This window comes from Thermococcus sp. 21S7, assembly GCF_012027615.1.
GTDB lineage: Archaea > Methanobacteriota_B > Thermococci > Thermococcales > Thermococcaceae > Thermococcus.
Window position 1 is genome coordinate 213361 of the sequence record NZ_SNUT01000001.1, and the last position, 24647, is coordinate 238007.

General features: G+C 55.1%; 27 protein-coding genes. 22 read left to right on the plus strand and 5 right to left on the minus strand.

All coding sequences use genetic code 11. From position 1 onward, the window contains the following. Positions 1 to 243: 243 nt before the first annotated feature. From E3E51_RS01085 to E3E51_RS01120, 8 genes are read left to right on the plus strand one after another with little or no spacing between them, the layout of a single operon-like run. Positions 244 to 849, plus strand: coding sequence for a Na+/H+ antiporter subunit E (locus E3E51_RS01085; protein ID WP_167911287.1), 606 nt, complete (start codon positions 244 to 246; stop codon positions 847 to 849). Then, positions 825 to 1094 (plus strand): monovalent cation/H+ antiporter complex subunit F, encoded by a 270-nt coding sequence (locus E3E51_RS01090; RefSeq protein ID WP_167911288.1) that lies wholly within the window; start codon positions 825 to 827, stop codon positions 1092 to 1094. The genes E3E51_RS01085 and E3E51_RS01090 overlap by 25 nt, the downstream gene beginning before the upstream one ends. Further along, positions 1087 to 1401, plus strand: a complete 315-nt coding sequence (mnhG, locus tag E3E51_RS01095) for a monovalent cation/H(+) antiporter subunit G (RefSeq protein WP_167911289.1) — start codon at positions 1087 to 1089, stop codon at positions 1399 to 1401. The genes E3E51_RS01090 and mnhG overlap by 8 nt, the downstream gene beginning before the upstream one ends. Then, positions 1382 to 1612, plus strand: a complete 231-nt coding sequence (locus tag E3E51_RS01100) for a hydrogenase subunit MbhD domain-containing protein (protein WP_167911290.1) — start codon at positions 1382 to 1384, stop codon at positions 1610 to 1612. The genes mnhG and E3E51_RS01100 overlap by 20 nt, the downstream gene beginning before the upstream one ends. Next, complete coding sequence (locus tag E3E51_RS01105; RefSeq protein WP_167911291.1) at positions 1609 to 1851, plus strand: hypothetical protein; 243 nt, start codon at positions 1609 to 1611, stop codon at positions 1849 to 1851. Before E3E51_RS01100 ends, E3E51_RS01105 begins: the two co-directional genes overlap by 4 nt. Next, a complete protein-coding gene (locus E3E51_RS01110) occupies positions 1848 to 2249 on the plus strand; it encodes a Na(+)/H(+) antiporter subunit B (protein WP_167911292.1) in 402 nt (133 codons plus the stop codon). The genes E3E51_RS01105 and E3E51_RS01110 overlap by 4 nt, the downstream gene beginning before the upstream one ends. Further along, entirely contained in the window at positions 2242 to 2532 is a 291-nt protein-coding gene (locus E3E51_RS01115) for a cation:proton antiporter subunit C (protein WP_167911293.1), read from the plus strand. The genes E3E51_RS01110 and E3E51_RS01115 overlap by 8 nt, the downstream gene beginning before the upstream one ends. Continuing rightward, positions 2529 to 4028 carry a proton-conducting transporter membrane subunit gene (locus E3E51_RS01120; RefSeq protein WP_167911294.1) on the plus strand — a complete coding sequence of 500 codons (1500 nt, stop codon included), beginning with the start codon at positions 2529 to 2531 and terminating at the stop codon, positions 4026 to 4028. The genes E3E51_RS01115 and E3E51_RS01120 overlap by 4 nt, the downstream gene beginning before the upstream one ends. Here E3E51_RS01120 and E3E51_RS01125 read toward each other — a convergent pair. Next, the gene (locus E3E51_RS01125; protein WP_167911295.1) at positions 4011 to 4418 is read right to left on the minus strand and encodes an ACT domain-containing protein; all 408 of its coding nucleotides are present in this window, start codon (positions 4416 to 4418) and stop codon (positions 4011 to 4013) included. The two genes, E3E51_RS01120 and E3E51_RS01125, sit on opposite strands and share 18 nt — an antisense overlap. Positions 4419 to 4490: 72 nt before the next feature. Here E3E51_RS01125 and E3E51_RS01130 point away from each other — a divergent pair, with 72 nt between their 5' ends. The 7 genes from E3E51_RS01130 to E3E51_RS01160 all read left to right on the plus strand — a co-directional run bounded on the left by E3E51_RS01130 (position 4491) and on the right by E3E51_RS01160 (position 9750). Then, entirely contained in the window at positions 4491 to 5639 is a 1149-nt protein-coding gene (locus tag E3E51_RS01130) for a cation:proton antiporter (protein WP_167911296.1), read from the plus strand. A 166-nt stretch (positions 5640 to 5805) separates the two neighbouring features. After that, entirely contained in the window at positions 5806 to 6279 is a 474-nt protein-coding gene (locus tag E3E51_RS01135; RefSeq protein WP_167911297.1) for an arginine decarboxylase, pyruvoyl-dependent, read from the plus strand. Between the two features lie 52 nt (positions 6280 to 6331). Then, entirely contained in the window at positions 6332 to 7180 is an 849-nt protein-coding gene (gene speE / locus E3E51_RS01140) for a polyamine aminopropyltransferase (RefSeq protein ID WP_167911298.1), read from the plus strand. Between the two features lie 110 nt (positions 7181 to 7290). Then, on the plus strand, positions 7291 to 8007 hold the full coding sequence (locus E3E51_RS01145) for a creatininase family protein (protein ID WP_167911299.1): 717 nt from the start codon (positions 7291 to 7293) through the stop codon (positions 8005 to 8007). After that, complete coding sequence (locus E3E51_RS01150) at positions 8007 to 8648, plus strand: hypothetical protein (RefSeq protein ID WP_167911300.1); 642 nt, start codon at positions 8007 to 8009, stop codon at positions 8646 to 8648. Before E3E51_RS01145 ends, E3E51_RS01150 begins: the two co-directional genes overlap by 1 nt. A 72-nt stretch (positions 8649 to 8720) precedes the next feature. Then, positions 8721 to 9533, plus strand: coding sequence for a hypothetical protein (locus E3E51_RS01155; protein ID WP_167911657.1), 813 nt, complete (start codon positions 8721 to 8723; stop codon positions 9531 to 9533). Between the two features lie 67 nt (positions 9534 to 9600). Then, a complete protein-coding gene (locus tag E3E51_RS01160; protein WP_346765928.1) occupies positions 9601 to 9750 on the plus strand; it encodes a C2H2-type zinc finger protein in 150 nt (49 codons plus the stop codon). 106 nt (positions 9751 to 9856) lie between these two features. On the opposite strand, the gene E3E51_RS01165 is transcribed toward E3E51_RS01160, so the two are convergent. Next, positions 9857 to 10864, minus strand: a complete 1008-nt coding sequence (locus E3E51_RS01165; RefSeq protein ID WP_167911301.1) for a cell wall-binding repeat-containing protein — start codon at positions 10862 to 10864, stop codon at positions 9857 to 9859. Positions 10865 to 10909: 45 nt separating this feature from the next. Beyond that, entirely contained in the window at positions 10910 to 11584 is a 675-nt protein-coding gene (locus tag E3E51_RS01170; RefSeq protein ID WP_167911302.1) for a metal-dependent hydrolase, read from the minus strand. A 254-nt stretch (positions 11585 to 11838) separates the two neighbouring features. Here E3E51_RS01170 and E3E51_RS01175 point away from each other — a divergent pair, with 254 nt between their 5' ends. From E3E51_RS01175 to E3E51_RS01205, 7 genes are all read left to right on the plus strand, one after another. Further along, entirely contained in the window at positions 11839 to 13305 is a 1467-nt protein-coding gene (locus E3E51_RS01175; protein ID WP_167911303.1) for a sodium/proline symporter, read from the plus strand. A 134-nt stretch (positions 13306 to 13439) separates the two neighbouring features. Next, positions 13440 to 14819, plus strand: a complete 1380-nt coding sequence (locus E3E51_RS01180) for a CoA-binding protein (protein WP_167911659.1) — start codon at positions 13440 to 13442, stop codon at positions 14817 to 14819. Between the two features lie 11 nt (positions 14820 to 14830). Further along, on the plus strand, positions 14831 to 16777 hold the full coding sequence (gene iorA, locus E3E51_RS01185) for an indolepyruvate ferredoxin oxidoreductase subunit alpha (protein ID WP_167911304.1): 1947 nt from the start codon (positions 14831 to 14833) through the stop codon (positions 16775 to 16777). Next, a complete protein-coding gene (locus tag E3E51_RS01190; protein ID WP_167911305.1) occupies positions 16774 to 17382 on the plus strand; it encodes an indolepyruvate oxidoreductase subunit beta in 609 nt (202 codons plus the stop codon). Before iorA ends, E3E51_RS01190 begins: the two co-directional genes overlap by 4 nt. 56 nt (positions 17383 to 17438) lie before the next feature. Further along, positions 17439 to 19052: a DUF2357 domain-containing protein gene (locus E3E51_RS01195; RefSeq protein ID WP_346765929.1), complete on the plus strand. Its 1614-nt coding sequence runs from the start codon at positions 17439 to 17441 to the stop codon at positions 19050 to 19052. Next, positions 19049 to 21355: an AAA family ATPase gene (locus E3E51_RS13105; protein WP_240924216.1), complete on the plus strand. Its 2307-nt coding sequence runs from the start codon at positions 19049 to 19051 to the stop codon at positions 21353 to 21355. Before E3E51_RS01195 ends, E3E51_RS13105 begins: the two co-directional genes overlap by 4 nt. Positions 21356 to 21502: 147 nt before the next feature. Then, a complete protein-coding gene (locus tag E3E51_RS01205) occupies positions 21503 to 23032 on the plus strand; it encodes a ribonuclease J (RefSeq protein ID WP_167911306.1) in 1530 nt (509 codons plus the stop codon). Positions 23033 to 23088: 56 nt separating this feature from the next. On the opposite strand, the gene E3E51_RS01210 is transcribed toward E3E51_RS01205, so the two are convergent. Continuing rightward, positions 23089 to 23424: a hypothetical protein gene (locus E3E51_RS01210; protein WP_167911307.1), complete on the minus strand. Its 336-nt coding sequence runs from the start codon at positions 23422 to 23424 to the stop codon at positions 23089 to 23091. Positions 23425 to 23475: 51 nt separating this feature from the next. Next, on the minus strand, positions 23476 to 24603 hold the full coding sequence (locus tag E3E51_RS01215; RefSeq protein ID WP_167911308.1) for an ADP-ribosylglycohydrolase family protein: 1128 nt from the start codon (positions 24601 to 24603) through the stop codon (positions 23476 to 23478). Positions 24604 to 24647 lie beyond the last annotated feature (44 nt).

Genomic DNA, 24647 nt, shown 5'->3' on the forward strand with positions numbered 1-24647 from the left:
AGTTCGTGGATGGGGCGGAATTCGGCACGCAGAGTGCTGGGAACGTCTCCACCGCAGAGGCGCCGAAGAATCGGCGTGGACGTGAAAATCCGCCCCCTGAGGGGGAAATTTCTGGGAAGCGTCTGAGGCCCACGTCTGATCGCCCTTCTGCCTGTGCTGCCGGTAACTGCACTGAAGCGCAGACGCTGGCGCCTTTTTCTTCTTTGCAAAATCGTTATTAACTTCAATGCTTTAGATTCCCACATGAGCCGCGTCCCCTTCTACTTGAAAGAGCGACTCGACGCCCTCAGGGAAAGGGTTCTCCACGAAGAGTTTGAAGCCTCAAAGCTTCCTCCCTGGGAGAGGGTGATTCTGACGTGGGCCGCCCTGATGGCATTCTGGGTGGTCGTTTCGGGGAGCTTCAGAGCGAGAGATTTGATGCCGGGCGCAGTCGTTACGCTGATAATAGCGGCTTTCATGCGCGACCTGCTCACGGAGGACATACGGAGGAGCGGTCATATAGTGGAAAAGATTCTTTACTTCACTCTCCTCTACCTCCCGCAGTACGCGGTTATAATGGCCTTCCGCCTGCTGGAGAGCAACCTGAAGGTTGCGAAGAACGTGGTGTTCATGGACATCAAACCGGGAATAGTCAAGATAAAGACGGACCTGCACTCTGACACCGGAGTAACGATACTCGCCAACTCAATAACGCTGACTCCGGGCACATTAACGCTCGACGTGAAAAAGAAGCTCGGCGAGACCTACCTCTACGTCCACTGGATAGATTTGGAAACCCTCAACCGCGAGAAGGCTGGGGAAAAGATAAAGGGGGACATCGAGGAATGGCTCAAGAAGGTCTTCTGGTGAGTGCGTTCTACGTGCTCGTCTTCACTGCGATACTGATAACCTACCGTGTGGCCAGGGGGCCGACCCTGCCGGACAGAATAGTGGGTTTGAACACGATAACGACGAAGGTGGTCGTCATAATAGCGGTCGTCTCGGTCATCAGGGGCGAGTACTACCTGGTGGACCTCGCGATAGTCCTGCTGATGGTGAACGCCGTCGGTGGGCTTATACTCGCCAAATACATGGAGAGGAGAAGCCATGATTGAGGTTCTGTTGCTGCTCTTTGGGGAGGCTGCCATGGTTTTCGGGGCCCTGGGGATACTTCGCTTTCCAGACGTTTACACCCGCCTCCACGCCGCAACGAAGTGCGACACTGGCGGAGCCATGAGCATAATCCTCGCCTTAATCCTGATAATGGACGCTCCGGTGGTTGTTAGGGCCAAGTTCCTGGTGCTGGCCTTCCTGATAGCGATGATAAACCCAATGGTGAGCCATGCCATCGCGAGGGGAGCCTACAAATACGGGGTGAAACCAGAGGTAGTGGTGGATATGTATGCTTGGGACAATCCTTGACGTGGTCTTCGTAGCGATGATACTGTTGGCCGTGGGGGTCGTTGAAGAAAAGAACCTGGTTAGTGCGGTCGTTAAATACTCGCTCCTCAGTCTGCTCTTCGTCCTAGCCCTGTTCGAGCTCAAGGCCCCGGACGTTGCCCTTTCGGCGATAGTCGTCGGCGCGATAGTGATAGGCGTCTTCCTCTTCACAATAGAGGAGGTGACGAGGTGAGGAAGGTTGCTCTAATCCTCACTTTGGCCCTCGGGGCCCTCCTGCTTGACCTGAGCTATGAACCCTCGTACGGCGGGAGCTACGCCTACTACGTCGCCAACTGGGGCGAGATTGGAATCCCGAATCTGGTATCGGCGATCTTGGCCGGGTGGAGAGCCTACGACAGTCTCGGCGAGGCGAGCCTGCTGTTTACGGCAGTCATCGGCTTCTATCTGCTCCTTGGGGGGAAGAAGAAGTGAAGATGAGCACCGTCGTGAGGAGCACCACCAAGATGGTAAGCCCGTTCCTGGTCACCTACGCGGCCTACATCATGCTCTACGGCCATCTAAGCCCCGGGGGTGGCTTTCAGGGAGGGGTGATTCTCGCGGTCGCGGTTATACTCCTCATAACCTCGCACGGCTACAAAAAGGTCCGGAAGAGGTTTCATTTCAACTGGGCGAGCCTGATAGAGAGCTCCGCAGGGGCCATGCTCGTCCTGCTGGGAATCGCCGGAATAGCCTTTGGGGCGTTCTACTCCAATTTCCTCCCGACGGAGGGGGGCATAATACTGCCCTTCAACATCATCGTCGGCCTTGAGGTCGGAGCGGCCTTCACATTCGTATTCTACATACTGCTGAGGTGGGTTGAAAGTGATTAGTCCGGAGCAGGCGGGAGTGCTCATAATGCTCGTGGGGATATACGGCCTGATGGCAAAAAGGGAGCCGATAAAGCTGGTGCTTTCCATAAACGTGGTTTCCCTTGGCCTGGTGCTGTTTTTCATCGGCCTAGCCTACTCCCCGGGAAAGGACGTCCCCATAATGCCGACGAATCCGGTCGACCCGCTCCCGGCGACGCTGATGCTCACAACCCTTGTCGTTGACGTTGCCATAACGTCGCTCGCCCTGGCGATAATAATCCGCATGCGGAGGGATGGCCCATGATTCCCCTGATGGTAGCCTTCCCGCTCCTGTTTGCCTTCGTAATCGTAATCCTGGACACCCTGCGTGTGAAGAAGGGTCTAATAAAAGCCGCATTCATCCTCGGCGCAGTTCTTCCGACAGGGGTTCTCCCCCTTGGGAACGGAACGGAAGTTGTGGGCGGCTGGAGCAGGGTGGCGGGGATAGAGGTTGGAATCGGTGAAATCAACGCCCCTTTCATCGCCGGCGAGTTGATACTCTTCACAGTCGTTGCCCTCTGTTCCATCTCCTACTTCAATTTCCGAGACAAGAAGACCGCCAAGGCCCTCGTCCTATTCCTCTTGATGCACGCGGGTCTGCTGGGGGCGTTTCTTGCGAGGGATTTCTTCAACTTCTACATCTACATGGAGATTGCCTCGGTTTCGGCCTTTGCCCTGGTTGCATTCTCCGAAGAGCCCGGCTCCAAGAGGGCCGCCTTCAAGTACCTTATCCTCTCGCTGTTTGCATCCTACCTTTTCATCTTCGCGATAGGCCTCATATACATGGAGACGGGCTACCTCAACGTCGAGCTCGTGGCTGAAAACGCCCTCCCGAGCAGGGAGCTTAAAGTTGCCCTCGGAATAGCCTTCGCCTCCCTCCTCCTGAAGGCCGGCATATTCCCCCTTCACGGCTGGCTGCCCGATGCTCACTCCGTTGCTCTGACGCCCGCCAGTGCCCTGTTGAGCGGAATAGTCGTAAAAGCCCCCGCTTATGGCATGATACTCCTATTCTCGGCCCTGCCCGTCGGCGAGAGCCTGAAAACTGGGGCAATGGTTGTTGCTGCATCGTCCATTTTCTTCGGCATAGCAATGGCGCTCCTTCAAAAAGATGCGAAGAGGCTCTTGGCGTACCACACCGTCTCACAGATGGGCTACGTGCTCCTTGGAATAGCCACCTTCAACTTCACAGGGGCCGCTTACTACGCTATGGGGCATTCCCTCTTCAAGGGCGGCCTGTTCCTGAGCGTTGGGAGCCTTGGAAAGAAGTCAAGGAAACTGGGGAAGTTCGGCTACAGGAACGCTCCGCTCATGGCGTTCTCTGTGCTGATGCTCAGCCTTGCCATAGGAGGAATCTCGCCCCTCATAGGCTCCTACGCGAAGGGGCTGATACATTCGGGTCTGCCCGATGGTTGGAGGTGGGTTGTCCCGGCCGGGACAGTGGGAACTCTCGTTTCGTTCACCAAGCTGAACTACCACCTCTCGCGGGGAGAAACCGGAGGCATCGGGTTGATGTGGAAGCTCTCCTCCCTGGCACTGGCCCTAACCACCCTCTTCGCAGGTCTCTACCTCGGTGCGGGGCTCAAGCCGGCCGATGTCATCTACATCTCCGCCGCGGTGCTCACCTTCTTTGCCCTGAGGGCGCTGGGCGTCTTCGAGAGGGAGGTGCGGAGAGAGGCAAAAGACGTTGGAAGGGATGTAAACATGCTGGCGGCGGTTTTCGTAACCTTCATGCTGGCGGTGCTCCTACTCCAGCGGCTTTAGCCTGGCCTCCCTGACAATGTCCAGCCCTTCAAGCTCCTCCCTCAGCTCCTCCAGCGTTCCGGTCATTCCGCTCACGTCTATGACCGCGACGAGTCCGGCCAGACCGATGGAGGAGAGTTCCTCCGATTCGCTGAAGAGTATGTTCGCCCCGTGCCTCCCAAAGAGGCCGCTTATCTTTGCCAAAACCCCCGGTCTGTCCTCGACGACGAGCTCCACTTCCACCAGCCGCTTCCCGGGCAGTGCTATCCGCTCCATGTGAACCTCGTTCAGGTCGGTGTCTATCTCCAGGAGGAAATACGCACCTTCCACCATACCCAGCTCGTAGGCGTAGTCCCTGGGAAGTTCAACCTTGCCGTTCTCCCGTATACGAACTATCTCGTAGTGCCGCATATGGTGACATTCTCACGGTAAATAAAAGCCTTTGCGGAAGAATTATTAACCCGCCCGCCGTAGGAGGCCAACATGGAAATCATCGGGTACGTCTTCGTGATCATCGCATTCGCGAGGCTCCTTGCGGAAGGGTTTGAGAGACTCGGCTATCCCGGCTTCCTGGGTGAGATAACCGCGGGAATGATACTGAGCGCCGTTCTGATTGACATGCCCCGTGATCAGATGCTCCTCATGGCTGAGCTCGGCCTCTTCTTCCTGATGATTTCGGCCGGCCTGGAGGTGACGCCGGAAGAGCTCCACTACGCCGGAAAAAAGACGCTGCCCCTCTACGTAGCCACCTATACCGTCATGCTGCTGGTGGCGCTTCCCTTCACAGGCTGGCGGCTTAACTCCGACGCCCTCATAGTGGCCGCGATACTCTCAACCGCATCGGCGCCCATAGTCCTGAGACTCAAGCGCTTCTTTGGAGAGGACTTCCTCCACGTTGCTCTATCCTATGCCGTCATAAGCGAGATAATGAGTCTGTTCATAGTTTACATGATGGTCAGGGTTCACGAGACCCCCGGGGACTACACCCCGGTCCTGGAGAGCGTACTGAAGGACGCGCTCTTCATCGGGGTTCTCATGTACATTAATTACATTATAGGAATAAAGCACAAGGTGATGATAATACGCTTCCTCCGCAGGCTCAAGAGCGATGAGGCCGTTTTTGGTCTCTTCATGGTGCTCTCAACGTCTCTCGCCTTCATCAGCGATGAGATAGGCCTTCACTTCAGCATAGGGGGCTTCATGGCAGGTTTGATGATGCACAGCGACCTGGTTGGAACGAAGCAGTACGAGAGGCTCACGACCATAGTCAGCGGCGTTACGTACGGCATCTTCGCCCCGATATTCTTCGCATGGCGCGGCCTCAACTTCGAGACCGAGCTGTCCTTCGTGGTGGTGGAGTTCTTCGTTCTGGTGTACGTCGTCAGGCTGGCGCTCTCGTCCATCATCGTCAGGCACCGGGACGTTCCAACGTCGGTCGTCAGGGGGGCTGGGATAGCGAGCTTCGGCGTCCTCGGCCTGCTCGTGGGTGAAATAGGCTTTGTCTCGGGCGTTTTAAGCCAGCACATGTACGCCATGGCATCCCTTGCCAGCGTCCTTGGAATCTTCACCTCTGCCACCCTGGGCAGGGCGGTCAACCATTACCGGTTAAAAACCTCCAAAGAGGCCGCTTAGAGAGAGGCGCGGCGCATAAAGCGTCCTCCAACGTCGATATGGTCCATAATCGTTCCTTTTCAATATAGCGAAACGTTTTTAAGTCTACCCCAGACTAGCGAGTAGAGGAATCGTTGATTTAGCCTATAATCGTCTAACTCGTGAGAAAAGAAAGGAGGAAGCTGAGATGAGCTGGACAACCCCAAAGAGGGCATTTATAGGCGCCGCCTCCGCCGAGGGAGGCACTAAGCTCAACGCGTTTGATAACGCTCTCCTCAAGCTCGGCATAGGAAACGTCAACCTCGTCAAGCTGAGCAGCGTCATTCCGGCCCACATCGAGTGGATAGATGAGGTGCACGACGTCCCGATTGGAATGCTGCTGCCGACGGTCTACGCCCACATCGAGAGCGATGAGCCCGGAATGACCATCAGTGCGGCGCTTGGAATAGGCATCAGCGAGAACAACGAGGGCGGCCTCATCTACGAGTACGCCGGCTACTGCACCAAGGGAGAGGCTGAAGACATGGTCAGGAAGATGGTCGAGGAAGGCTTCGCAATGCGCGGATGGAAGCTGGCGGAGTTCAAGGTCGCCAGCGCAAGCATCACCGTCAAGGACAAGCCCGCGGCGGCCATAGCGGCCGTGGTGATGTTCCCCTACTGAGGGTGTGGTTTTTAAGTCCTTTCCCTTCTTCAGCTTTTAGAGGTGAGAGCTTATGGGATTCAACGAGAAGGAGAGAGCCTTCATAGAGTGGTACCCTCGCGGTTACGGCGTCGGTTTTAAAGTGACCGACAGGCTCTTCGAAACCCAGACGGAGTATCAGAGGCTTGAGCTGTACGAGACGGAAGGCTTCGGCAAACTCCTCGTCCTCGACGGCACGGTTCAGCTCGTCGAGGTCGGTGAGGAGAGCTACCACGAGCCGCTGGTTCACCCAGTCATGCTCGCCCACCCCAATCCGAGGAGAATCCTCATCATAGGCGGCGGCGACGGCGGAACCCTCAGGGAGGTTCTGAGGCACGAAACCGTCGAAAAAGCCACTATGGTCGAGATAGACGAGACGGTGATAGAGGTCTCGAAGATATACCTGAACGTCGCGAAGGGCGCCTTTGAAGACCCCAGGGCGGAGGTAATGGTTGGCGACGGCGTGAAGTACCTCAGGGAGACCGACGAGCGCTTTGACGTCATCATAGTGGACTCCACCGACCCCGTCGGCCCGGCGAAGCTTCTCTTCAGTGAGGAGTTCTACCGCAACGCCTACGATAAGCTGAACGATAAGGGATTTTACATCACCCAGGCCGGGAGCGTCTACCTCTTCACCAACGAGCTGATAGACGCCTACAGAGCTATGAAGAAAGTCTTTGACCGCGTTTACTACTTCAGCTTCCCGGTGATAGGCTACGCATCGCCCTGGAGCTTCCTCGTCGGCGTTAAGGGCGACCTGGACTTCACCAGGGTGGACGTGGAGAGGGCAAGGAAACTCGACCTCTACTACTACGACCCGGAGAGGCACGAGACGCTCTTCCAGATGCCGAGATACGTCAGGGAACTCCTCGAAAGGGCCTGACCATTTTTCTTTTGCAAGCCTCGCCATTTAGGGCGGGAAGAGGTCAGCCTCTCCCAGCACGCATAGAAAAGGCTTATGAGGTTTCATCCCCACTACCCCCGGGGATTATCATGAGGATTGAGGAACTCACCTGGCCAGAATTTGAGGAACTGAAAGGGCGTGTTGACACGGTCATACTACCCATCGGGAGCGTTGAAGCACACGGGAGACATCTACCCCTTGGAACCGACGTCTTTGCTCCGCTGGAGATAGGAAGGCGGGTTGAGGAGAGACTCCGCGAAATGGGACTGGAGGTTCTCATAGCCCCTCCCGTCTGGTACGGACACACGTTTGTTCTCGACGTGTATCCAGGAACGATAAACGTTGATTCAGATGCTCTGAAGGCCTACGTACGTGAGATAATGCGCGAGTTCGCCGCCGAGGGCTTTCGGAGGATAGTCCTCCTCAACGGACACGGCGGCAACTACTCGCCGCTGGTTCTGGCGGCGGAAGAGGTCGCGGAGGAGTTTCCGGAGGTCGAAATCTGGCTCATAAACTGGTGGATAGACTTCAGGGAGGACATCCTGAGCATATGCTCCAGCCAGGGGCATGCAGGCCAGGACGAAACGTCCGTGATGCTCGCCATAAGGCCCGAACTCGTGAAGATGGAGAACGCCCGCGGGCAACGGAGGACCTCAAGGGTGAGGATAATCCGGAAGGACATCGGAAAGGAGCTGTTTCCGGATGGTGTTAACGACGATCCATCCCTCGCGACGGCCGAAAAGGGTGATGCAATTTTGAGCGTTGTGAGCGAGAAGATAGCCCGCCTCCTCGCGGGGGAGAGGTAATGGGACGCGAGGAGGTTCTCGCAGAGCTGGATAAACGCATAAAGCGCCTTGAGGCCGAGGTCGAACTCGCCGAGGAGAGGCTCCGCTATCTAGAAGACATCGGCGCTCCAGCTAGATACACAACGCCCCGGGGAGACGCGGGTTCCGTCTACTACCTCCTCCTCACGGCGGTCTGGGTGCTCCTCGGATTCATCGCCCTGATGGCCGTTGGCCACAGACTCCCCAGCGGCTTCAACATCCCCCTGCTTCCCTACGCCATCGTTGTGCTCGTCGTGGTGGTGCTCCCCCTCGCCTACTACTACCTGAGCCGGCGCGAGGAGCCGAAGACGCCGATGGAGGAGGTCGAGGAGAGGGAAAGGCTCGCCAAACTAGTGCTCTCCCTTTTCTACAGGCCTCTGAGGGAGGCCGTTGAGAAAGATGACCGGAAGAAAATGGAGAGCCTGGCCGAGGACCTCCTGAACAACCCGATTCTGGCGGACGCCATCGAGAGAACCAACGAGGGAGACCCCAGGGTCATGGCCTACGCCCTGTACCTCTACGCCGCCTACCGCCCGGGGCTTGAGGACGAGGTGAGGGAGACGTTGAGGGCCGTCGGCAACAAACCCCTCAGGGCGCTCCTGTCATCCCTCGTGGAGGGCTGAGGTTCCGACCGTCCCGGTATTTCTGGAGGAAGGTATATAACCGATGGCACCCTTCTCCCTCCGGTGAGAGGATTGAGGCTGGAAGTTCTAAGCAGGGAAGATATGAACGCCCTCTCCAGGGAGCTGAGCAGGGCTGGGATTATGAACAGAACCCGGGAGGAGGTAACCTCGGAGATTTCCCACTACGTGGTCGTGAAGGGCACCTACGCCGAACTCGTGGAGAAGGCCGAGGGGATAGGGCCCCTCCAGGAGAGCCTGGACGAACTGGAGTTCGCCTTCGAGGAGATGGTATCCGAGTGGGAGGTGGGGGAGGAAAAAGCCCTCGACGGCCTGTTCGACGAATCCGACCTGGGCAGGCTGCTCGTGCTCACGGCGCTGATGGAGAGCGGCGCGGTGGTTGAAGAGGACGGAAAGCTGGTGCTGGTGAAGAGGCCAGTCCTCGATGGCCTCAAGGTGGAGCTTCGCTTTCCAATAGACGAGATTGAGGAGTATCTCGAAGAGCTTGAGAAGCGCTTTGAAACCGGCATGATAACCGAGTACACTATGGAAAAGAGGTACTTCGTCGAGGTAATGGAGGTTGAGGGGGAACTCATCGAGGCGGCGCTTGAGATAGCGGAGGAGTACGCGACCGAGGAGAGCCTGGTGGAGGCCACCTTCGAGGGCATAGCCCGCTCGGTTCTGGCGGACATCATCCTGGAGCTGGCGGAGAAGCACCGGAAGAAGAACGACCTCATCAAGGCGCTTCTGGAAATGGAGCCGATAGTCGTTAAGGGGGAGCGCGAGAGGCTCAACGTGTACTTCGACGAGGAGGCGATAGAGGACTTCCTCAAGGAGCTTCAAACGCTCGGCTACCTAAAGGTCAAGGGCAACAGGATATGGGTTTGATTCCGTTCTCCTCCCCTATTCCTCCGTAAAATTTTAAAAGGGCTTTTCTCATCTAACGCCGGAGGTGGTGGCAGTGGCGGAGCTGAGGGCTGTTGTGTTCTACGACCGCGACGGCACCCGCTACTACCGCTGCCCGCGCTGTGGAAGGCTCTTCAGAAACTCAAAGGACTACACCAGGCACGTGAACAGGGCCCACGGGCACCTGTTCAGGAAGTGATTCCCTATTCTTCTGCCATTTCCCGGTTTCAGTTCTTTAACATCCCGAGGGATGAGGAGAACGGCCAGGGCTGAAAAAAGTGATGAGCGGTAGGGCTTTCCGACCGTTAGTCCCTGATTATTATCTCCTTCGTGAGCTTGACCGTGAACGTCTTGCCAATCTTCTCCCTCTCGACCAGCTGCTTCTTCTCAAGCTCCTGGATGATTCTGCTTATCGTCGGCCTGGAGTAGCCGGTCAGCTCCGGCAGCTCCTCCTGCTTAACGGTTCCCCCCCTGTCCAGGATGGCCTTGACGACTATGCGCTCCTTCTCCGTCAGCACCTCGATGGGCACCCTGTTGGCCGCCCAGCGCTTCTTGGCGTAGTAAATCGAGAGGGGAACCGCCACAGCCAGTGACAGCAAAACTGCCGCCACTATCGTTACCCAGTTCGTCTCCTTGGGCTGAGATGGGAGCTTTATATCCAAATTCTCCTTGTACCAGTAGGTCTGATAACCCATCCCCTGAAGCTTGATCTCGATGTCCTTTGACATCCCCGCACCCATCAGTATCACCAAATCGGGATGGAGCTTCTTCAATGCGTTGAGGGTGGAGTCCGAAAGGGCATCCTCTTGAGTTAACAGGAGTGGGAGGCCGTATATCATCGCCCACCTCGCAGCGGCAAGCGTTGAGCCGTAATCACTGGAACTTGCCAGAACCACCGTGTCGTATCCATTTGGATAAAAGTGCAGCGCCAGCTTTGCCGCCGTTTCCGTTCTAACCGCACCGCCTATTCTCTCAACGACGAAGCCCATGTTCAGCAGCTCGTCCTGGACGGTGTCGCTGATTGCCTGGGAATCACCGATTATGAGCACGTGATTCCAGCCGAACTGGGCGTAGCTCTGAAGCTGGGCGATCGTCCCGGGGTCTAGCTCCTTTGGGTTGACCGGGAGAATCGGAACGTCGAGCATCTTAGCGTAGGGAAGCGCGACGATGTAATCAATCATATCGTCGTTTCTAACTAGGATTAAATCGTACTTGGGCCTCTCCTCCTTCGTTTGCTGTGCGGAGGAGAGGGGAGCGAGGAACGATGAGAATACGAGCAGGATAAGCGCCAGCGTCAAGGCCCTTTTAACCATTCCATCACCTGAAAAAAGGGTAGGGAAAGCTCCTTAAAAGGTTTTTCAAAGCTCCAGGGTTTCGCCGGGTTCGAGGATTACGACCTCCGCTTTGTCCCCGACCAGTTTCCTGAACTCCTCGGGGTCTGCTGAAATCGGGGGCCAGGTGTTGTAGTGCATCGGCACGACCTTCCTCGGCCTGAGGAACTCCACGGCCTTGGCGGCCTCGCGCGGCCCCATCGTGAAGTGGCCGCCTATAGGCAGCAGGGCAACGTCTATCGGCCCGTATAGCTCGGCGAAGAGCTCCATGTCCCTGAAGACAAAGGTGTCGCCGGCGTGGTAAATCCTGACGCCGTCGATCTCGATTATGTAGCCGCAGGCGCTTCCTATGCTGTACTTGCCGTCGCTGCTGGAGTGCCAGGCCGGAACCTGGACGATTTTAACCCCATCAACCTCCGTCGGGCCGTAGTTCATTCCGATGGTCGTTATGCCGCTCTCGCTCTCAACGAGGTAGTTGGCTATGTCATACATCGCAACGATTTTCGCCCCGGTTCTCCTGGCTATCGCTGCCGCATCGCCCACGTGGTCGCCGTGGGCGTGGGTCACGAGTATCAGGTCAGCCTCGACCTCCTCTGGCTTGGCGGCAGCCGCTGGATTGCCCGTCAGGAACGGGTCTATCAGAATCTTCTTGCTTCCCTCTATCAGAAAGGCCGCGTGGCCCAGAAACCTCACCTTCACCATGAAACCACCCCGTGGATATAATAACCTGGACTAACTTAAGTCTTTCGGGTTGCGGCCGGTGCAACCGTCACCGAACGGTACAGGCGTCCCTCCGTAGTCCGGGTTACGAACGCAATTAGGTACAAGGGATTGTGTAGTAATAGTGGCACAATGTAACAAAATGCACCTTTACTGGACATAAAAAGACAATCCTGTACAAAAAAGGGCAAGATTTATAAATATGGACATTACTGAATATTGATGGTGATCCAATAATGGAGGGCCAGACTCAAATACTGATTGTTCTGGTTCTGTACCTTTCGTTTTTGATAGGGTTCGGGGTTTATCAGGGAAGGAAGGCAAAGAGCGGCAAGGACTTCGCCATCGCGGGCAGGCAGCTTCCGGGCTGGATAGCGGCTCTCTCAGAGCGCGCCACCGGTGAGTCGGCGTGGGCACTCCTGGGCCTCCCAGGTTTCGCATATGCCGCCGGTCTCTCAGCGATATGGGTTGCGGTTGGATGTGTTGCGGGTATCATCGCGGCGTGGACCATCTTCGCCGGAAGGCTCAGGAGGGAAGCCGAGAAGTACGACGCGACAACGTTCATCGACTACATCGCCAGGCGCCACTCCGACGCCGAGAAGTGGATAAGGATACTCGGCAGCGTTACCGTGGTGTTCTTCTTTTTCTTCTACGTCGGTGCCCAGTTCCTCGGCGGCGGAAAGACGCTGAACGCTCTCTTCGGCGTTGACCCTAAGATTGGAATGCTGATAACCGCGGTGATAATCCTGCCGTACACCGTCCTCGGAGGCCTCAAGAGCGTTGCCTACACCGACACCGTCCAGGCGATAGTCATGATACTCACCCTCACCATAGCCCCGATAGTGGGTCTCATATACATCGCCAACCACCCGGATGTTTTCGCCCACTCGGTTTCCAGCGCCCTGGAGATGTCCGGGCCAGAGTACTCCACTATCCTCGGCGGCCTCGTCGGAGGTGCGGCGTTCGTCTTCGTCATAGCCGAGTTCTCCTGGTTCTTTGGCTACCTCGGTGGAATGCCCCAGCTCAGCATCAGGTTCATGGCAATCAAGGACGAAAAGAACGCCAAACTCGCCAGGAACGTCGGCGTCAGCTGGACCATACTGGCCTACATCGGTGCCCTCCTCATAGGATGGATTGGAATAGCAATCTTCGGCCCGACCGGCCTTGAGGACCAGGAGGCCGTTATGCCCTCGGTCATGCTGAAGCTGTTCCCGCCGTTCCTCGCGGCGATATTCATAACCGGTGCGATAGCGGCCATGCTCTCGACTGCCGACTCGCTGCTCATACTCTCCGCCACCGAGCTCTCGGAGAACCTGCTCAAGCCCTTCGTTTACAAGGAGGACTTCGACCCGAAGAGGAGCCTCAAGCTTTCGAGGATCACCACCGTCGCCCTGGGTGTCATAGCGCTAGTTACCGCCTACCTCGTGCCGTCAAAGCTCATCTACACCATCGTCGGCTACACCTGGGCCGGAATAGGCGACACCTTCTCCGTGATAGTCATAATGACCCTGTTCTGGAAGAGGTTCCACGGAAGGGCCGTTCCGCCGACCATCGTAACGGGACTGCTGTTCACCATCTTCTGGATCAGCTCTGGGCTTGAGAAGGTCGTCTCGGCAAGGCTCATGACCTTCATCGTGACCGCCGTGGTTGCGGTGATAGCGACCTACGCCCTGAAGCCCAAGGAGGCAGCCGCCACCACCTGAGTTTTGTTTTTATCCATTGATGTCCTTTTTAGCCCATTAGAGCTTTACTTTTCCCCCTCCATGCTCATATTTGCCTCGCTGTCCTTTTTAGGAAAGCTTATATAGAATTCCACCGAGTTTAGGCCGGTGATGTGATGACGTTTGATTACTTCTTCAAGCCAAAGGCTATAGCGGTTATCGGGGCATCCAACGATCCGCTCAAGCTTGGCTATGAGGTCTTCAAGAACCTCAGAGATTACAAAGACGGCAAGGTTTACCCGGTGAACGTCAAGGACGAGGTCGTTCAGGGAGTCAAGGCGTATAAGAACGTAAAGGACATTCCTGACGAAGTTGACCTGGCGGTCGTCGTCGTTCCGAAGCGCTTCGTCAAGGGCACCATAGAGGACTGCGGCGAGAAGGGCGTCAAGGGAATAATCCTCATCACCGCCGGTTTCGGTGAGGTTGGCGAGGAGGGCAAGAAGGAAGAGCGCGAGCTCGTTGAGATAGCCCACAAATACGGAATGCGCATAGTCGGCCCCAACTGCGTCGGTATAATGAACACCCACAACGCCATGAACGCCACCTTCGTGACCAACGCGAAGAGGGGCGACATAGCCTTCATAAGCCAGAGCGGCGCACTCGGAGCGGGAATCGTCTACAAAACCGTCAAAGAGGGAATAGGCTTCTCAAAGTTCATAAGCATAGGCAACATGGCCGATGTGGACTTCGCCGAGTTCATGGAGTACCTCGCCGACACCGAGGAGGACAAGGCAATCGCGCTCTACATCGAGGGCCTGAAGAACGGAAGGGCCTTCATGGAGATAGCCAAACGCGTTACCAAGAAGAAGCCCGTCATAGTTCTCAAGGCAGGAAAGAGCGAGAGCGGAGCGAGAGCGGCATCTTCTCACACTGGCTCCCTGGCGGGTTCATGGAGGATATACGAGGCCGCTTTCAAGCAGAGCGGCATAATCGTCGCCGACACGATAGACGACATGCTCAGCATGGCTCGCGCTTTCACCCAGCCCCTGCCGAAGGGAACCCGCGTCGCCATAATGACCAACGCCGGCGGACCTGGAGTTCTCACCGCGGACGAGATAGACAAGCGCGGATTAAAGCTCGCCAACCTCGAAGAGGAGACTATCGAGGGACTCCGCTCGTTCCTTCCGCCGATGGCGGCAGTCAAGAATCCGGTTGACATGATCGCGAGCGCCAGGGGAGAGGACTACTACAAGACCGCAAAGCTTCTCCTCGAAGACCCCAACGTTGACATGCTCATCAGCATATGTGTCGTTCCGACCTTCGCGGGCATGACGCAGACCGAGCACGCGGAGGGTGTTATCAGGGCCGTTAAGGAGGTCAACAACGGCAAGCCGGTTCTCGGCCTGTTCATGGCAGGCTACGTGAGCGAGCCCGCGAAGGAGGTTCTTGAGAAGGCAGGCATTCCGAGCTACGAGAGGCCGGAGGATGCCGCTGCTGCAGCCTACGCCCTCGTGGAGTTTGCAAAGGCTAAGGGAATCTTGAAGGAAGAGGAATGAGGTGATTTTGGATGGCGAAGGTTACCGACATGGTTTTGTGGGACAAGCCCGGGGAGAAGGTCATACTCCTCGGCAACCAGGCCATAGCGAGGGGTGCCCTGGAGGCCAACATAGCCGTTTTTGCGGCCTATCCCGGAACCCCCAGTTCAGAGCTTACCGATACGATGGCGATGGTGGCGAAGAAGGCAGGAGTCTACATGGAGTACTCCACCAATGAGAAGGTCGCCTTTGAGACCGCCCTTTCCGCGGCATGGAGCGGCCTCAGGGCCATGACGGCCATGAAGCACGTCGGACTGAACGTCGCGGCAGATACATTCATGAGCGCCGTCGGAATGGGCGTTGAGGGCGGATTCGTCATAATGGTCGCCGACGACCCGAGCATGTGGAGCAGCCAGAACGAGCAGGACACCAGGGTTTACGCGAAGTTCGCCAACGTTCCGGTTCTCGAACCCAGTGACCCGATGGAAGCCAAGGAAATGACGAAGTACGCCTTCGATCTGAGCGAAAAGTTCAAGCACTTCGTCATCCTGAGGACGACCACCAGAACGTCTCACGCCAGGGGAGACATCGTCCTCGGAGAGCTGCCAGAGGAGATAAAGCAGGGCAAGAGGAAGTTCGGCGAGTTCAAGAAGGACCCGAGCAGGTTCGTCGACATTCCGGCACACTCAAGGCGCTTCCACCCGCAGATACTTGAGAAGATAGAGAAGATCCGCGAGGAGCTCAACGAGTGCCCGTTCAACTGGATAGAGGGCGACGAGAGCGCCAAGGTCGGTATCATCGCTCCGGGACTTGCATACTCATACGTGAAGGAGGCCCTTCACTGGCTCGGCGTCGAGAACGTAAAGGTCCTCAAGCTCGGAACCCCGTTCCCGGTTCCCTATGGCCTGCTTGAGAAGTTCCTCGACGGTCTTGAGAAGGTTCTCATCGTTGAAGAGCTTGAGCCGGTCGTTGAGGAGCAGGTCAAGACCTGGGCCTACGACAAGGGTCTGAAGATCCCGATCCACGGAAAGGACCTCGTGCCGAGGGTTTACGAGATGACCACCAGAAGGGCAGTCGAGGCCATAGCCAAGTTCCTCGGCCTTGAGACCCCGGTGAACTTCGAGGAGCTCGACGAGAAGTACGAGAAGGTTAAGGGAATGGTTCCGCCGAGGCCGCCGAGCCTCTGTCCAGCCTGTCCGCACAGGAACACCTTCTACGCCATAAAGAAGGCCGCCACGCCGCGCGCCATATTCCCGAGCGACATCGGCTGTTACACCCTCGGTGTCCTCCCGCCGCTCAAGGCGGTTGACACGACAGTCGCGATGGGAGGTTCAATCGGTGTCGCCCACGGCCTCAGCATAGCCCTCAACGGCTCCGTTGCTGAGGACGAGCACAAGACCGGCAAGGAGAAGAAGGTCGTCGTGGCAACGATAGGGGATTCGACGTTCTTCCACACCGGCCTTCCCGCCCTGGCCAACGCGATCTACAACCGCTCCAACGTCCTCATAGTCGTCGTCGACAACCTCGTCACGGCAATGACCGGCGACCAGCCGAACCCGGGAACCGGCGACACCCCGCACGGACCCGGCAAGCAGATAAAGATCGAGGAGGTCGCCAAGGCCCTCGGCGCCGACTTCGTCGAGGTCGTCGACCCGTACGACATCAAGGCCACCGTCGAGACCATGAAGAGGGCCCTCCAGGTCGAGGGAGTGAGCGTCGTCGTCACCAGGCGCGTCTGTGCCCTCCACAGGATAGGAGAGCTCAGGAGGGCCAGGATACAGTGGCCCATCTACCAGGTCAACGAGGAGAAGTGTACCGGCTGTAAGGTCTGTATAAACGCCTACGGCTGTCCGGCAATCTACTGGGACGCCGAGAGCGGTAAGGCCAAGGTTGACGAGCTCATGTGCTGGGGCTGCGGCGGATGTGCGCAGGTCTGTCCGTTCGACGCCTTTGAGAAGGTCAGGGAGGGAGAGATATGAAGGAGTACAACATCGTTATCACCGGAGTTGGCGGCCAGGGAATCCTCACCGCCGCCAACCTTCTCGGCTGGGCCGCCCTCCGCGCCGGCCACAAGGTCAGGATGGGAGAGGTCCACGGAATGAGCCAGCGCTTTGGTTCGGTCATCGCCTACGTCCGCTTTGGAGAGGAGGTTTACGGCGCGATGGTCCCCGAGGGGAAGGCCGACGTCATCCTCTCCTTCGAGCCGGTCGAGGCGCTCCGCTACATCAACTACCTCAAGAAGGGCGGCCTTGTCTTCACGAACGCCAGGCCGATACCGCCGGTTCAGGTTTCGATGGGCCTGGCCACCTATCCGAGCCTCGACGAGATAAAGAAGGTCGTCGAGGAGGACTTCCAGGCCAAGTTCATGGCCTTCGACGCCGAGGACCTCGCGGTCAAGGCCGGCCACGTGATAACGACCAACGTCGTCCTCATAGGCGCGCTGACCCAGACGCCCGGCTTCCCGCTCTCGGCGGAGCACGTCAAGGAGGTCATCCGCGTCAGCGTCCCGCCGAAGGCCGTCGATGTGAACATGAAGGCCTTCGACCTCGGTGTCCAGGCCGCAAAAGAGATGCTGGGGCTCTGATGCCCTTCCACAATTTTTATTAATTTCGAGCGTTAGTAACTTTCTGGTGTTCCTGAGTGGAGTGCATAGAAGGGGATGTAATAACTTCCACCAAAAGCGGATGCTGGGCATTTTCAGACGATGAACGATGGTACCTCTTTGAATGGGTCGACTACCTCATCAGAATTGACGCGGATGAGGTCTTTATCGGCAAGGCAAAGGCAAGAAAACTGAAGAACGGGTCATTCCTGGTGTCAATCGGCAATTTTATCGGGGACACCGAAGTAGTGGGAATCAAAAATGGAGAAATCTGTTTTAAACGCCCAGCAAAGGTCCTCTCCATCAAACTCTCAAAGATGTACCCCAAAAGGTTCTCGTCTTTAGACGGCCACTGGGTGGAGCGGCTCGCGGAGGTTCAGGACTCATTTATAGAGAGCCTCACGGGGGACGTTGTAAGGTACTCAATCAGCATGCCCTTCCAGCTGGAATCACCAACGGCTTTCACGGTCATGGAGAGCGATGAGCCCATCAACGAACTCTTTGCGTATCACTACCTCCGCACAAACGGTGAACGAATCATCGGGGCCTTTGAAACGGTAACGCATCGCATGAAGAGAGAGCTGGTGGTGGAGGAGGAATGGATGAGGCCCCATGAGATCGATGAGGTAACTCCCGAAACGCTCCTATCCATTGCCCAGCACCCCGAATACCTCGCTCCCGCGGGAGGAGACGTTTTGCTCCGGAAACACCTCGATGGCTACATCCCAACGAGGGTTATGGGCTTTCGGCGGTACGAGAGCGCCGATACGAAGGAGAATCGCTTTGTCAAATATTTTCTCAACATGCTCGTTGAATGGAGCGAGCGCGTCGTTGAGGCCTTTGAAAACAACCCCCCGGCCGAACTGAACTCCATTAAGGAACTCCTCAAAGAGCTCGAGTTCATTAAAAGCGACGGGGTCTGGGAAGACGTTGGGGAGATGACGCTCTTCCCGTACACCTCACAGACGCTTTTGAAGGGCGACGGCTACCGCGACCTGCTTGAGCTTTACAGGGAGTTCACATCCTACGTTCCGTTCTTTGAGGAAGTGAAGAGGGCAGTAGACAGCAGGGACGTAGCGAAGCTTTACGAGTACTGGGCTTTCTTCAGGCTCGTGGAGGAACTTGGTGAGGTCCTTGGAGAGAAGAGACTCAGAATTGTCGTCACACTCGCTGGAGAAATCTCAGAAAGGGGAGACGTTTACGCCCAGTTCGACAACGGCTGGCGGCTCTACTACAACAAGCGGCTGACCCCCGGGAAGTGGAGCTACTCCGTAACGCTGAGGCCGGACTTCTCACTTTTCACAGGCAATCCAAGTAGCAGAGGTACACGGCTCGTGGGAGTCTTCGACGCCAAGTTCAAGCTTGATGCCGTGGATGAAAACAGAGAAATTGAAAATTTCGATGAACTGGACGAGAACGCCGAGAAAACCGGGAGATACGAAACGTGGGCAAAGCTGGAGGACATCTACAAGATGCACACCTACAGGGACGCGTTAGGATGCAGGTTTGCGGTGGTGGTTTATCCGGGAAGGAAGAGCGTGTTTTTTGATGCGAAAACTGGTAAACATGAGGACATATCGCTGGAATCGGCAATCTTGGACGGAATTGAAGGGGTTGGTTACTTGAGTTTTGTTCCGGGGGTGATGGAATGAGCTTCACAAAAGAAGATGCCGAGAACCTTCTGGAAGAGGTCCGGAGGGAGTTCCTGGGAAAAGTCAAAGAAGAATCTTTCAAGCAGACTAAAATTAGGTACTTCGATGACCATCGGATTGTAGAAATCAAATTTGACCTGTGGCGCAGATACATGAACGGGAAGGAGTACGGAATATCGTACATGTGGACGGTTTACTTAAGAACCCAGAAGATTAGGTACGGGCTTGCCGTTTCCTGCTCCTCCACAGACGCCAGCGAGAGAGTGTTAACCGAACTGCTCGGGAAAGACGCGATTGAATCTCTGGAGGATAAAGGCTTCTCCATCATAAGGTTCGACCGCAGGGTAATGCTCGGAAGAGAGCTACCCCTAGATGCCTTTGATGAAACTCAAAAGGAAGAAAGCGTGCGTCTGATGGCGAGCGTGCACGCACTTATCGGAGACAGTATCGCTACTCTCCGGGGGGCGTTATGTTTCAACACAACAGATGACCCCTTAGTCGTGGCACTACGGGACATGAAAGCCCGTTACTGGGAGGAATGGAAGAATAACGGAGAACCACTGATTCAAAAGGCCCGGGAAAACGTTATTAGGTTCGCCAAAGGCGAATCACAAGAATTGAACATCCCCTCAGACATTTCGGGAGATGCCGGACGGTTACTGTGGTTCGTTGCGGGAGGAGTTAGCGACAGAGGGGACCCCGAGGGAATCAGGGAGTTCTTAAGGGCACTGATGGAGGCTTCTCCAGCCGATGCTCTCGGACTCGTGCACGAATACTCCCGTAAAATAAAAGGAACCAGCATTTTGGGCATCATAAACCTGGCGGCGCTGGTTTATCCCGAGGAACTCATGCCCCTGTGGGGCAGTGATAAGGAAACCAGAGGCATCTTAAATCCCACAAGCTCTAAGTTGTTGGGGCTCAAGAAGAAAGCATCAAAGCTTAAGCTTGATGAATACGAAAATCTGCGCGACAGAATAAAATACGCCGCCGAAGAGATTGGGGCATCAAATCTGTTTGAGGTGGCGTTTTATCTAATGAGGATGAGCAAGAACAAACTGCAGACCGTGTCATACAAGGAAAAGCACATATTACAGACTTATTTGTTAAATGACTATCTCTCTTTGCGGGGCTACCGCTATCCCCAACACCTCGTCTCCCAGTTCTACACCGCCCTCAAAACCAAGGGCTTCGTAATCCTCTCCGGCCTCACGGGCACAGGTAAAACAAAGATCGTTCAGGAGCTGGCGAGGCTTCTGGATTATTCAAAGAGAAACTTCCTGTTCCTATCGGTTCGCCCTGACTGGCGTGATTCCAAACCCCTGCTCGGCTACTACAACCCCCTGACGGGAGGATACCATAAAACCAGCCTTCTGAAGTTCATCATGAAAGCCATCAAAGACTACGAAGACAACAGAGGCAATGCTACCCCATATTTCGTAATCCTCGATGAGATGAACCTCGCTCATGTTGAGTACTACTTCGCCGACTTCCTCAGTGTTCTCGAGAGCGGAAGGGATGGAAGCGGCTTCACACGGGAGGGAATAAAGCTCCACGACAGCGAGGAAATCGAGGTTTTTGAAGGCATTCCTTGGGAGCTGAAGCTTCCACCCAACCTCTACATCATCGGGACGGTGAACATGGACGAGACCACTTACTCGTTCAGCCCTAAGGTTCTCGACAGGGCTTTCACGGTGGAGTTCCACGATGTCGAGCTTGAGGGATACCCACCGGGGAGTGGGGAAAGCAGACTGCCCAACGAAGCCGTTGAAGCTCTAAGGGACTCAATACTGGAAGACCTCCGCGGTAAGAGCGGCCAGTTCCTCGCGCGTTCGAAAGAGGGGATAAACGAAGCGGTTAAGGAGCTAAGGGACGCTAAAAACGGGGAGTACTGGAGGATTCTCACTGAACTGAACAAAGCCCTCGAGCCATACGACATGCACTTCGGCTACCGCGTCGTTGATGAGATTGCACTGTTTGTCCAGAGCGCCAAGGAGAGTTGGGAAAACGGAATCGTCGAGTTTGAGAGTGACGACGAAATCTTCGACCTTGCACTTCTCATGAAGGTTCTTCCCAAGTTCCACGGGAACAGAAAGAAGCTCGAAGAACCACTAAAGGCCGTTTTGGGACTGTGCCTCTCAGAGAACGCAGGAATTGACGTCCGGGAGCTCAGGAGAGAGGAGGTTATGAACCTCCTCAAAAACTGGGAAACCCAAAGGGAGAACTTCCGCTTCAAGCACACGGCCAAAAAAGCCCTCCGCATGCTCCGCCAGCTATACGAGATAGGCTTCGCGAGCTTCAGCTAATTCTTTGCCCTTTTTATCTTATGCATCTTTCATGCTCCTGCTGGTCGAAGCTGATACGAATTGGTAGGAGTTTTCCGGGAGCAAAATCATAAGTAGACACAAAAACATTATTACTCTCAATCACCAAGCTACATATTGGTGTCCCCCATGAAAGTGGTTGTTTATGACGGAGCCGACACCATCGGTGGGTCAAAAATCTACATAGAGGAGAACGGGAACGGGCTTTTCTTGGACTTTGGGATGAATTTTGCAAGATACTCCCGGTACTACGAGGAATTCATAAGCGAACGGACTGCAAGGGGGATTTACGACCTCTGGCGCCTTGACCTGATACCAAAGCTCAACATTTATCGGGCGGACTTAATCCCGAGAGATCTTGCGAGCGAAGTTGTCCGATACCCAAAAGTCCCGGTCAATGCGGTCCTAATAAGCCACGCTCACCTCGACCACGTTGGTAACATCGCTCTTCTCGATGAGAGCATCCCAATTGTCGGCTCCCCGACAACGCTCGTGATTCTCAAGGCCCTGAACGACACTTCCAGCGGAGGGAGCCACTTTGGAATTGAGCTTCCCTATTACAAAATCAAGAAAAAGAAAGACTCGGAAGGCTACATTCTGGAAGTCGACAGAAAAGCTGATTACCCTTCAAGAAGTGTCATTCTTACCGAAAAAGCAGGAGAACTCGATAAATTTCTGTTTTATTCTGCAAAAACCAAGAAGAAAATCATTCCAAACGATGTGAAGATCCTTGACGGGGAAGACCTTGGCTTTGAGGTTAAAGCATTCAGCATTGACCACTCAATCTACGGTGCCACCGCCTACATAGTGGAAGGGGATGTCAGTTTGGCTTACACCGGAGATTTTAGACTCCATGGGAAAAACGGCAACGAAACGAGGAAATTTATCAAGGTGGCAAAGAGTGCGAGCGTCCTGATTACCGAGGGTACCCGGGTAGGCCGGGAAGAGCACGAGAACGTCTCGGAGCAGGAGGTCTACGAGAACGCCCTAAAGATCGTTGAAGAAGCCAAGGGGCTTATAATAGCGGACTTCTCGGCGAGGAACTTTGAGAGGCTTGAGAGCTTTAAGGAAATCGCAGAGAAGACTGGAAGGGAGTTAGTGGTCACGGCAAAAGATGCCTACTTCCTGTACGCCCTGAAGATTGTTAACGGCGTTGACCGGCTTAATGGTCTGAAAATCTACGAGAACTTCAAGGCCAGCCGACAAAAGTGGGAAGAACTCGTGGTCTGGAGCAACTACTCCGAGTACTACGTCTCCCCCTTCGAGATCAGAGAGAATCCAGAAAATTACATCCTTTGCTTCTCGTTTTACGACATGCCACACCTGCTAGACATAATGCCCAACAGCGGGACTTACATCTACTCCTCAAGCGAGGCCTTCGGGGAGGAACAGGAGTTCAGCTTTTTGAGGCTCTGGAACTGGCTGAAGTACTTCCGGTTTGAAGTCCGCGGGTTCAGGGTGGCCGGAGATGGTAGGCCGGTCTTTGAGAAAGGTCTGCATGCTTCAGGACACATCTCGAGGGAGGAACTGATAGAGGTTATTAACGAGATCGACCCGGACTACATCGTTCCAGTTCATACAGAGAACCCATGGTGGTTTAAGGATAACTGGGGTGAAAAGGCCATTGTTCTGAAAAACGGAGAGAGCTGGGAGGTCTGAGTATAAATTTTGTTGCTCGCTCCTTTCTCCCCGATACTTGTCAACTTATCTTTCAATCACTTCTCACAACAACAGGTTGACCTTAGTATGTCTGCTGCTACGTGGAGAACCCCTGAGATTAGCAGGATCAGCAGTAGCAGTATTAAGAGGGAGGGGATTAGTGGCAATAACAGTATTACCATTATTATCAACGCTATGACGAGCCAAATCTTTACGATTTTTTCATCTATCTCTTTGTTAATAGCCCAGTATATTGGTAAGAACAACAACAGGAGCGCCGCTATAGTTGCGATCGTTGTCCCCAACACCACTCTGCCGAACACCCCACCAATCACAAAACCCAATAACAACATCCCCAACAGCCGCGTCAAGACTCTTTTCTTGCCAGCCATGTTTCCACCTTCATGGCCCATTGCCATTTTAGAACCGATTCTATCATTTTGTCATTCTAATCTTTGATGCATGCCGTTCGCAAGTATCTCCTCAGTTTGGTTTAGCGCGTCCAAGAACTTGTGAGGTAACATGTTCCCACCAAACAACGGCTCCACTAAAGAGGGAGGAAACTCTGTGATGCCATGAAGCGCGCCCGAGAGGTATCCTACTATCGCCCCAATGGTGTCGCTGTCCTTGCTGTTTAAGACAGCGGTGGAGAGAGCTTTGTCCAGGTTGTTTCCATATAGGATCATAGTGTAGAGGGCCATGGGCACGGTCTCGAGAAGGTATGCCCCCGAGCCGACGGCTTTGTTCATATCAAACAGTGTCCAGCCGTCCCGAAGTGCCATCTCCAATACCCTATCCACAAAGTCCCACGCGGGCCCGGAGTATCTGTTATTGAACTTGCCAAAACGCGGCCTGTAGACCGAGGAGTCCCCTTCGACTTCCCTCGCAATTTCAACATATTCGTCTTTCCACCACTCTGGTTCAGGGGGCTTATTTTTGGTGAGCAGTTTCCAGAGGAGGTTAGTGAACGATACCGCTGAAGAGATCGCTAACCTATCGTTGTGGGTGAGACAGGTCATGATAACGGAGTCGCTAAATGTGCTGTGTGACTCGCTTAGGAATGGTGGTATCACGACTGGGGAGAGCTTCATTAACGCCCCGTTACCGGCACTTTCGACTCCCGCCAAGTACCAAGGCATGTTCAGCTCCTTATACCTCTTGATGAACTTTTTAACGCTCCTCCCAATTCCAATTATTCTCTCCTTTGTAAACCGGTCTGCCAGTTTTTTGGGGTTAAACCATCCTTCCTCCAAAAATACTTCCAAAGACAAGAATGTCAGCTGTGTGTCATCCGTGATGTGGGAGGTAGGAAAGTATCTGGATAACACCCTCATTTCTGGTTCCTCTGGTGGTTTACCTTCTATCGGCGCGCCTAGAGCGTCGCCTATCGCGACCCCCAAGAGCATGCCCTTAATCTTGCTTAGGGGCACATTGCTAGGTGGCCTTAGTTTTTTGTAGAGTACCTCAGATTGTTCGGCGTTTATTACCCCCGCGTCGAACAGGGCGTCCATTATGCACAGGTTGTCCCCGCACTCTGACAGTTTTTGGTCCGGCCTGTTGGTGCCCTCCATTTTTCACACCCTTAGGTTCATAACCCTCTACTGCTTGTGATCAG

What these genes read in the sequence shown, in the direction of transcription:
- E3E51_RS01085 (WP_167911287.1), top strand. Translation starts at nt 244, where the DNA reads ATGAGCCGCGTCCCCTTCTACTTGAAAGAGCGACTCGACGCCCTCAGG.
- E3E51_RS01090 (WP_167911288.1), top strand. Translation starts at nt 825, where the DNA reads ATGGCTCAAGAAGGTCTTCTGGTGAGTGCGTTCTACGTGCTCGTCTTC.
- mnhG (WP_167911289.1), top strand. Translation starts at nt 1,087, where the DNA reads ATGATTGAGGTTCTGTTGCTGCTCTTTGGGGAGGCTGCCATGGTTTTC.
- E3E51_RS01100 (WP_167911290.1), top strand. Translation starts at nt 1,382, where the DNA reads ATGCTTGGGACAATCCTTGACGTGGTCTTCGTAGCGATGATACTGTTG.
- E3E51_RS01120 (WP_167911294.1), top strand. Translation starts at nt 2,529, where the DNA reads ATGATTCCCCTGATGGTAGCCTTCCCGCTCCTGTTTGCCTTCGTAATC.
- E3E51_RS01125 (WP_167911295.1), bottom strand. Translation starts at nt 4,418, where the DNA reads ATGCGGCACTACGAGATAGTTCGTATACGGGAGAACGGCAAGGTTGAA.
- E3E51_RS01130 (WP_167911296.1), top strand. Translation starts at nt 4,491, where the DNA reads ATGGAAATCATCGGGTACGTCTTCGTGATCATCGCATTCGCGAGGCTC.
- E3E51_RS01135 (WP_167911297.1), top strand. Translation starts at nt 5,806, where the DNA reads ATGAGCTGGACAACCCCAAAGAGGGCATTTATAGGCGCCGCCTCCGCC.
- speE (WP_167911298.1), top strand. Translation starts at nt 6,332, where the DNA reads ATGGGATTCAACGAGAAGGAGAGAGCCTTCATAGAGTGGTACCCTCGC.
- E3E51_RS01145 (WP_167911299.1), top strand. Translation starts at nt 7,291, where the DNA reads ATGAGGATTGAGGAACTCACCTGGCCAGAATTTGAGGAACTGAAAGGG.
- E3E51_RS01150 (WP_167911300.1), top strand. Translation starts at nt 8,007, where the DNA reads ATGGGACGCGAGGAGGTTCTCGCAGAGCTGGATAAACGCATAAAGCGC.
- E3E51_RS01165 (WP_167911301.1), bottom strand. Translation starts at nt 10,864, where the DNA reads ATGGTTAAAAGGGCCTTGACGCTGGCGCTTATCCTGCTCGTATTCTCA.
- E3E51_RS01170 (WP_167911302.1), bottom strand. Translation starts at nt 11,584, where the DNA reads ATGGTGAAGGTGAGGTTTCTGGGCCACGCGGCCTTTCTGATAGAGGGA.
- E3E51_RS01175 (WP_167911303.1), top strand. Translation starts at nt 11,839, where the DNA reads ATGGAGGGCCAGACTCAAATACTGATTGTTCTGGTTCTGTACCTTTCG.
- E3E51_RS01180 (WP_167911659.1), top strand. Translation starts at nt 13,440, where the DNA reads ATGACGTTTGATTACTTCTTCAAGCCAAAGGCTATAGCGGTTATCGGG.
- iorA (WP_167911304.1), top strand. Translation starts at nt 14,831, where the DNA reads ATGGCGAAGGTTACCGACATGGTTTTGTGGGACAAGCCCGGGGAGAAG.
- E3E51_RS01190 (WP_167911305.1), top strand. Translation starts at nt 16,774, where the DNA reads ATGAAGGAGTACAACATCGTTATCACCGGAGTTGGCGGCCAGGGAATC.
- E3E51_RS13105 (WP_240924216.1), top strand. Translation starts at nt 19,049, where the DNA reads ATGAGCTTCACAAAAGAAGATGCCGAGAACCTTCTGGAAGAGGTCCGG.
- E3E51_RS01205 (WP_167911306.1), top strand. Translation starts at nt 21,503, where the DNA reads ATGAAAGTGGTTGTTTATGACGGAGCCGACACCATCGGTGGGTCAAAA.
- E3E51_RS01210 (WP_167911307.1), bottom strand. Translation starts at nt 23,424, where the DNA reads ATGGCTGGCAAGAAAAGAGTCTTGACGCGGCTGTTGGGGATGTTGTTA.
- E3E51_RS01215 (WP_167911308.1), bottom strand. Translation starts at nt 24,603, where the DNA reads ATGGAGGGCACCAACAGGCCGGACCAAAAACTGTCAGAGTGCGGGGAC.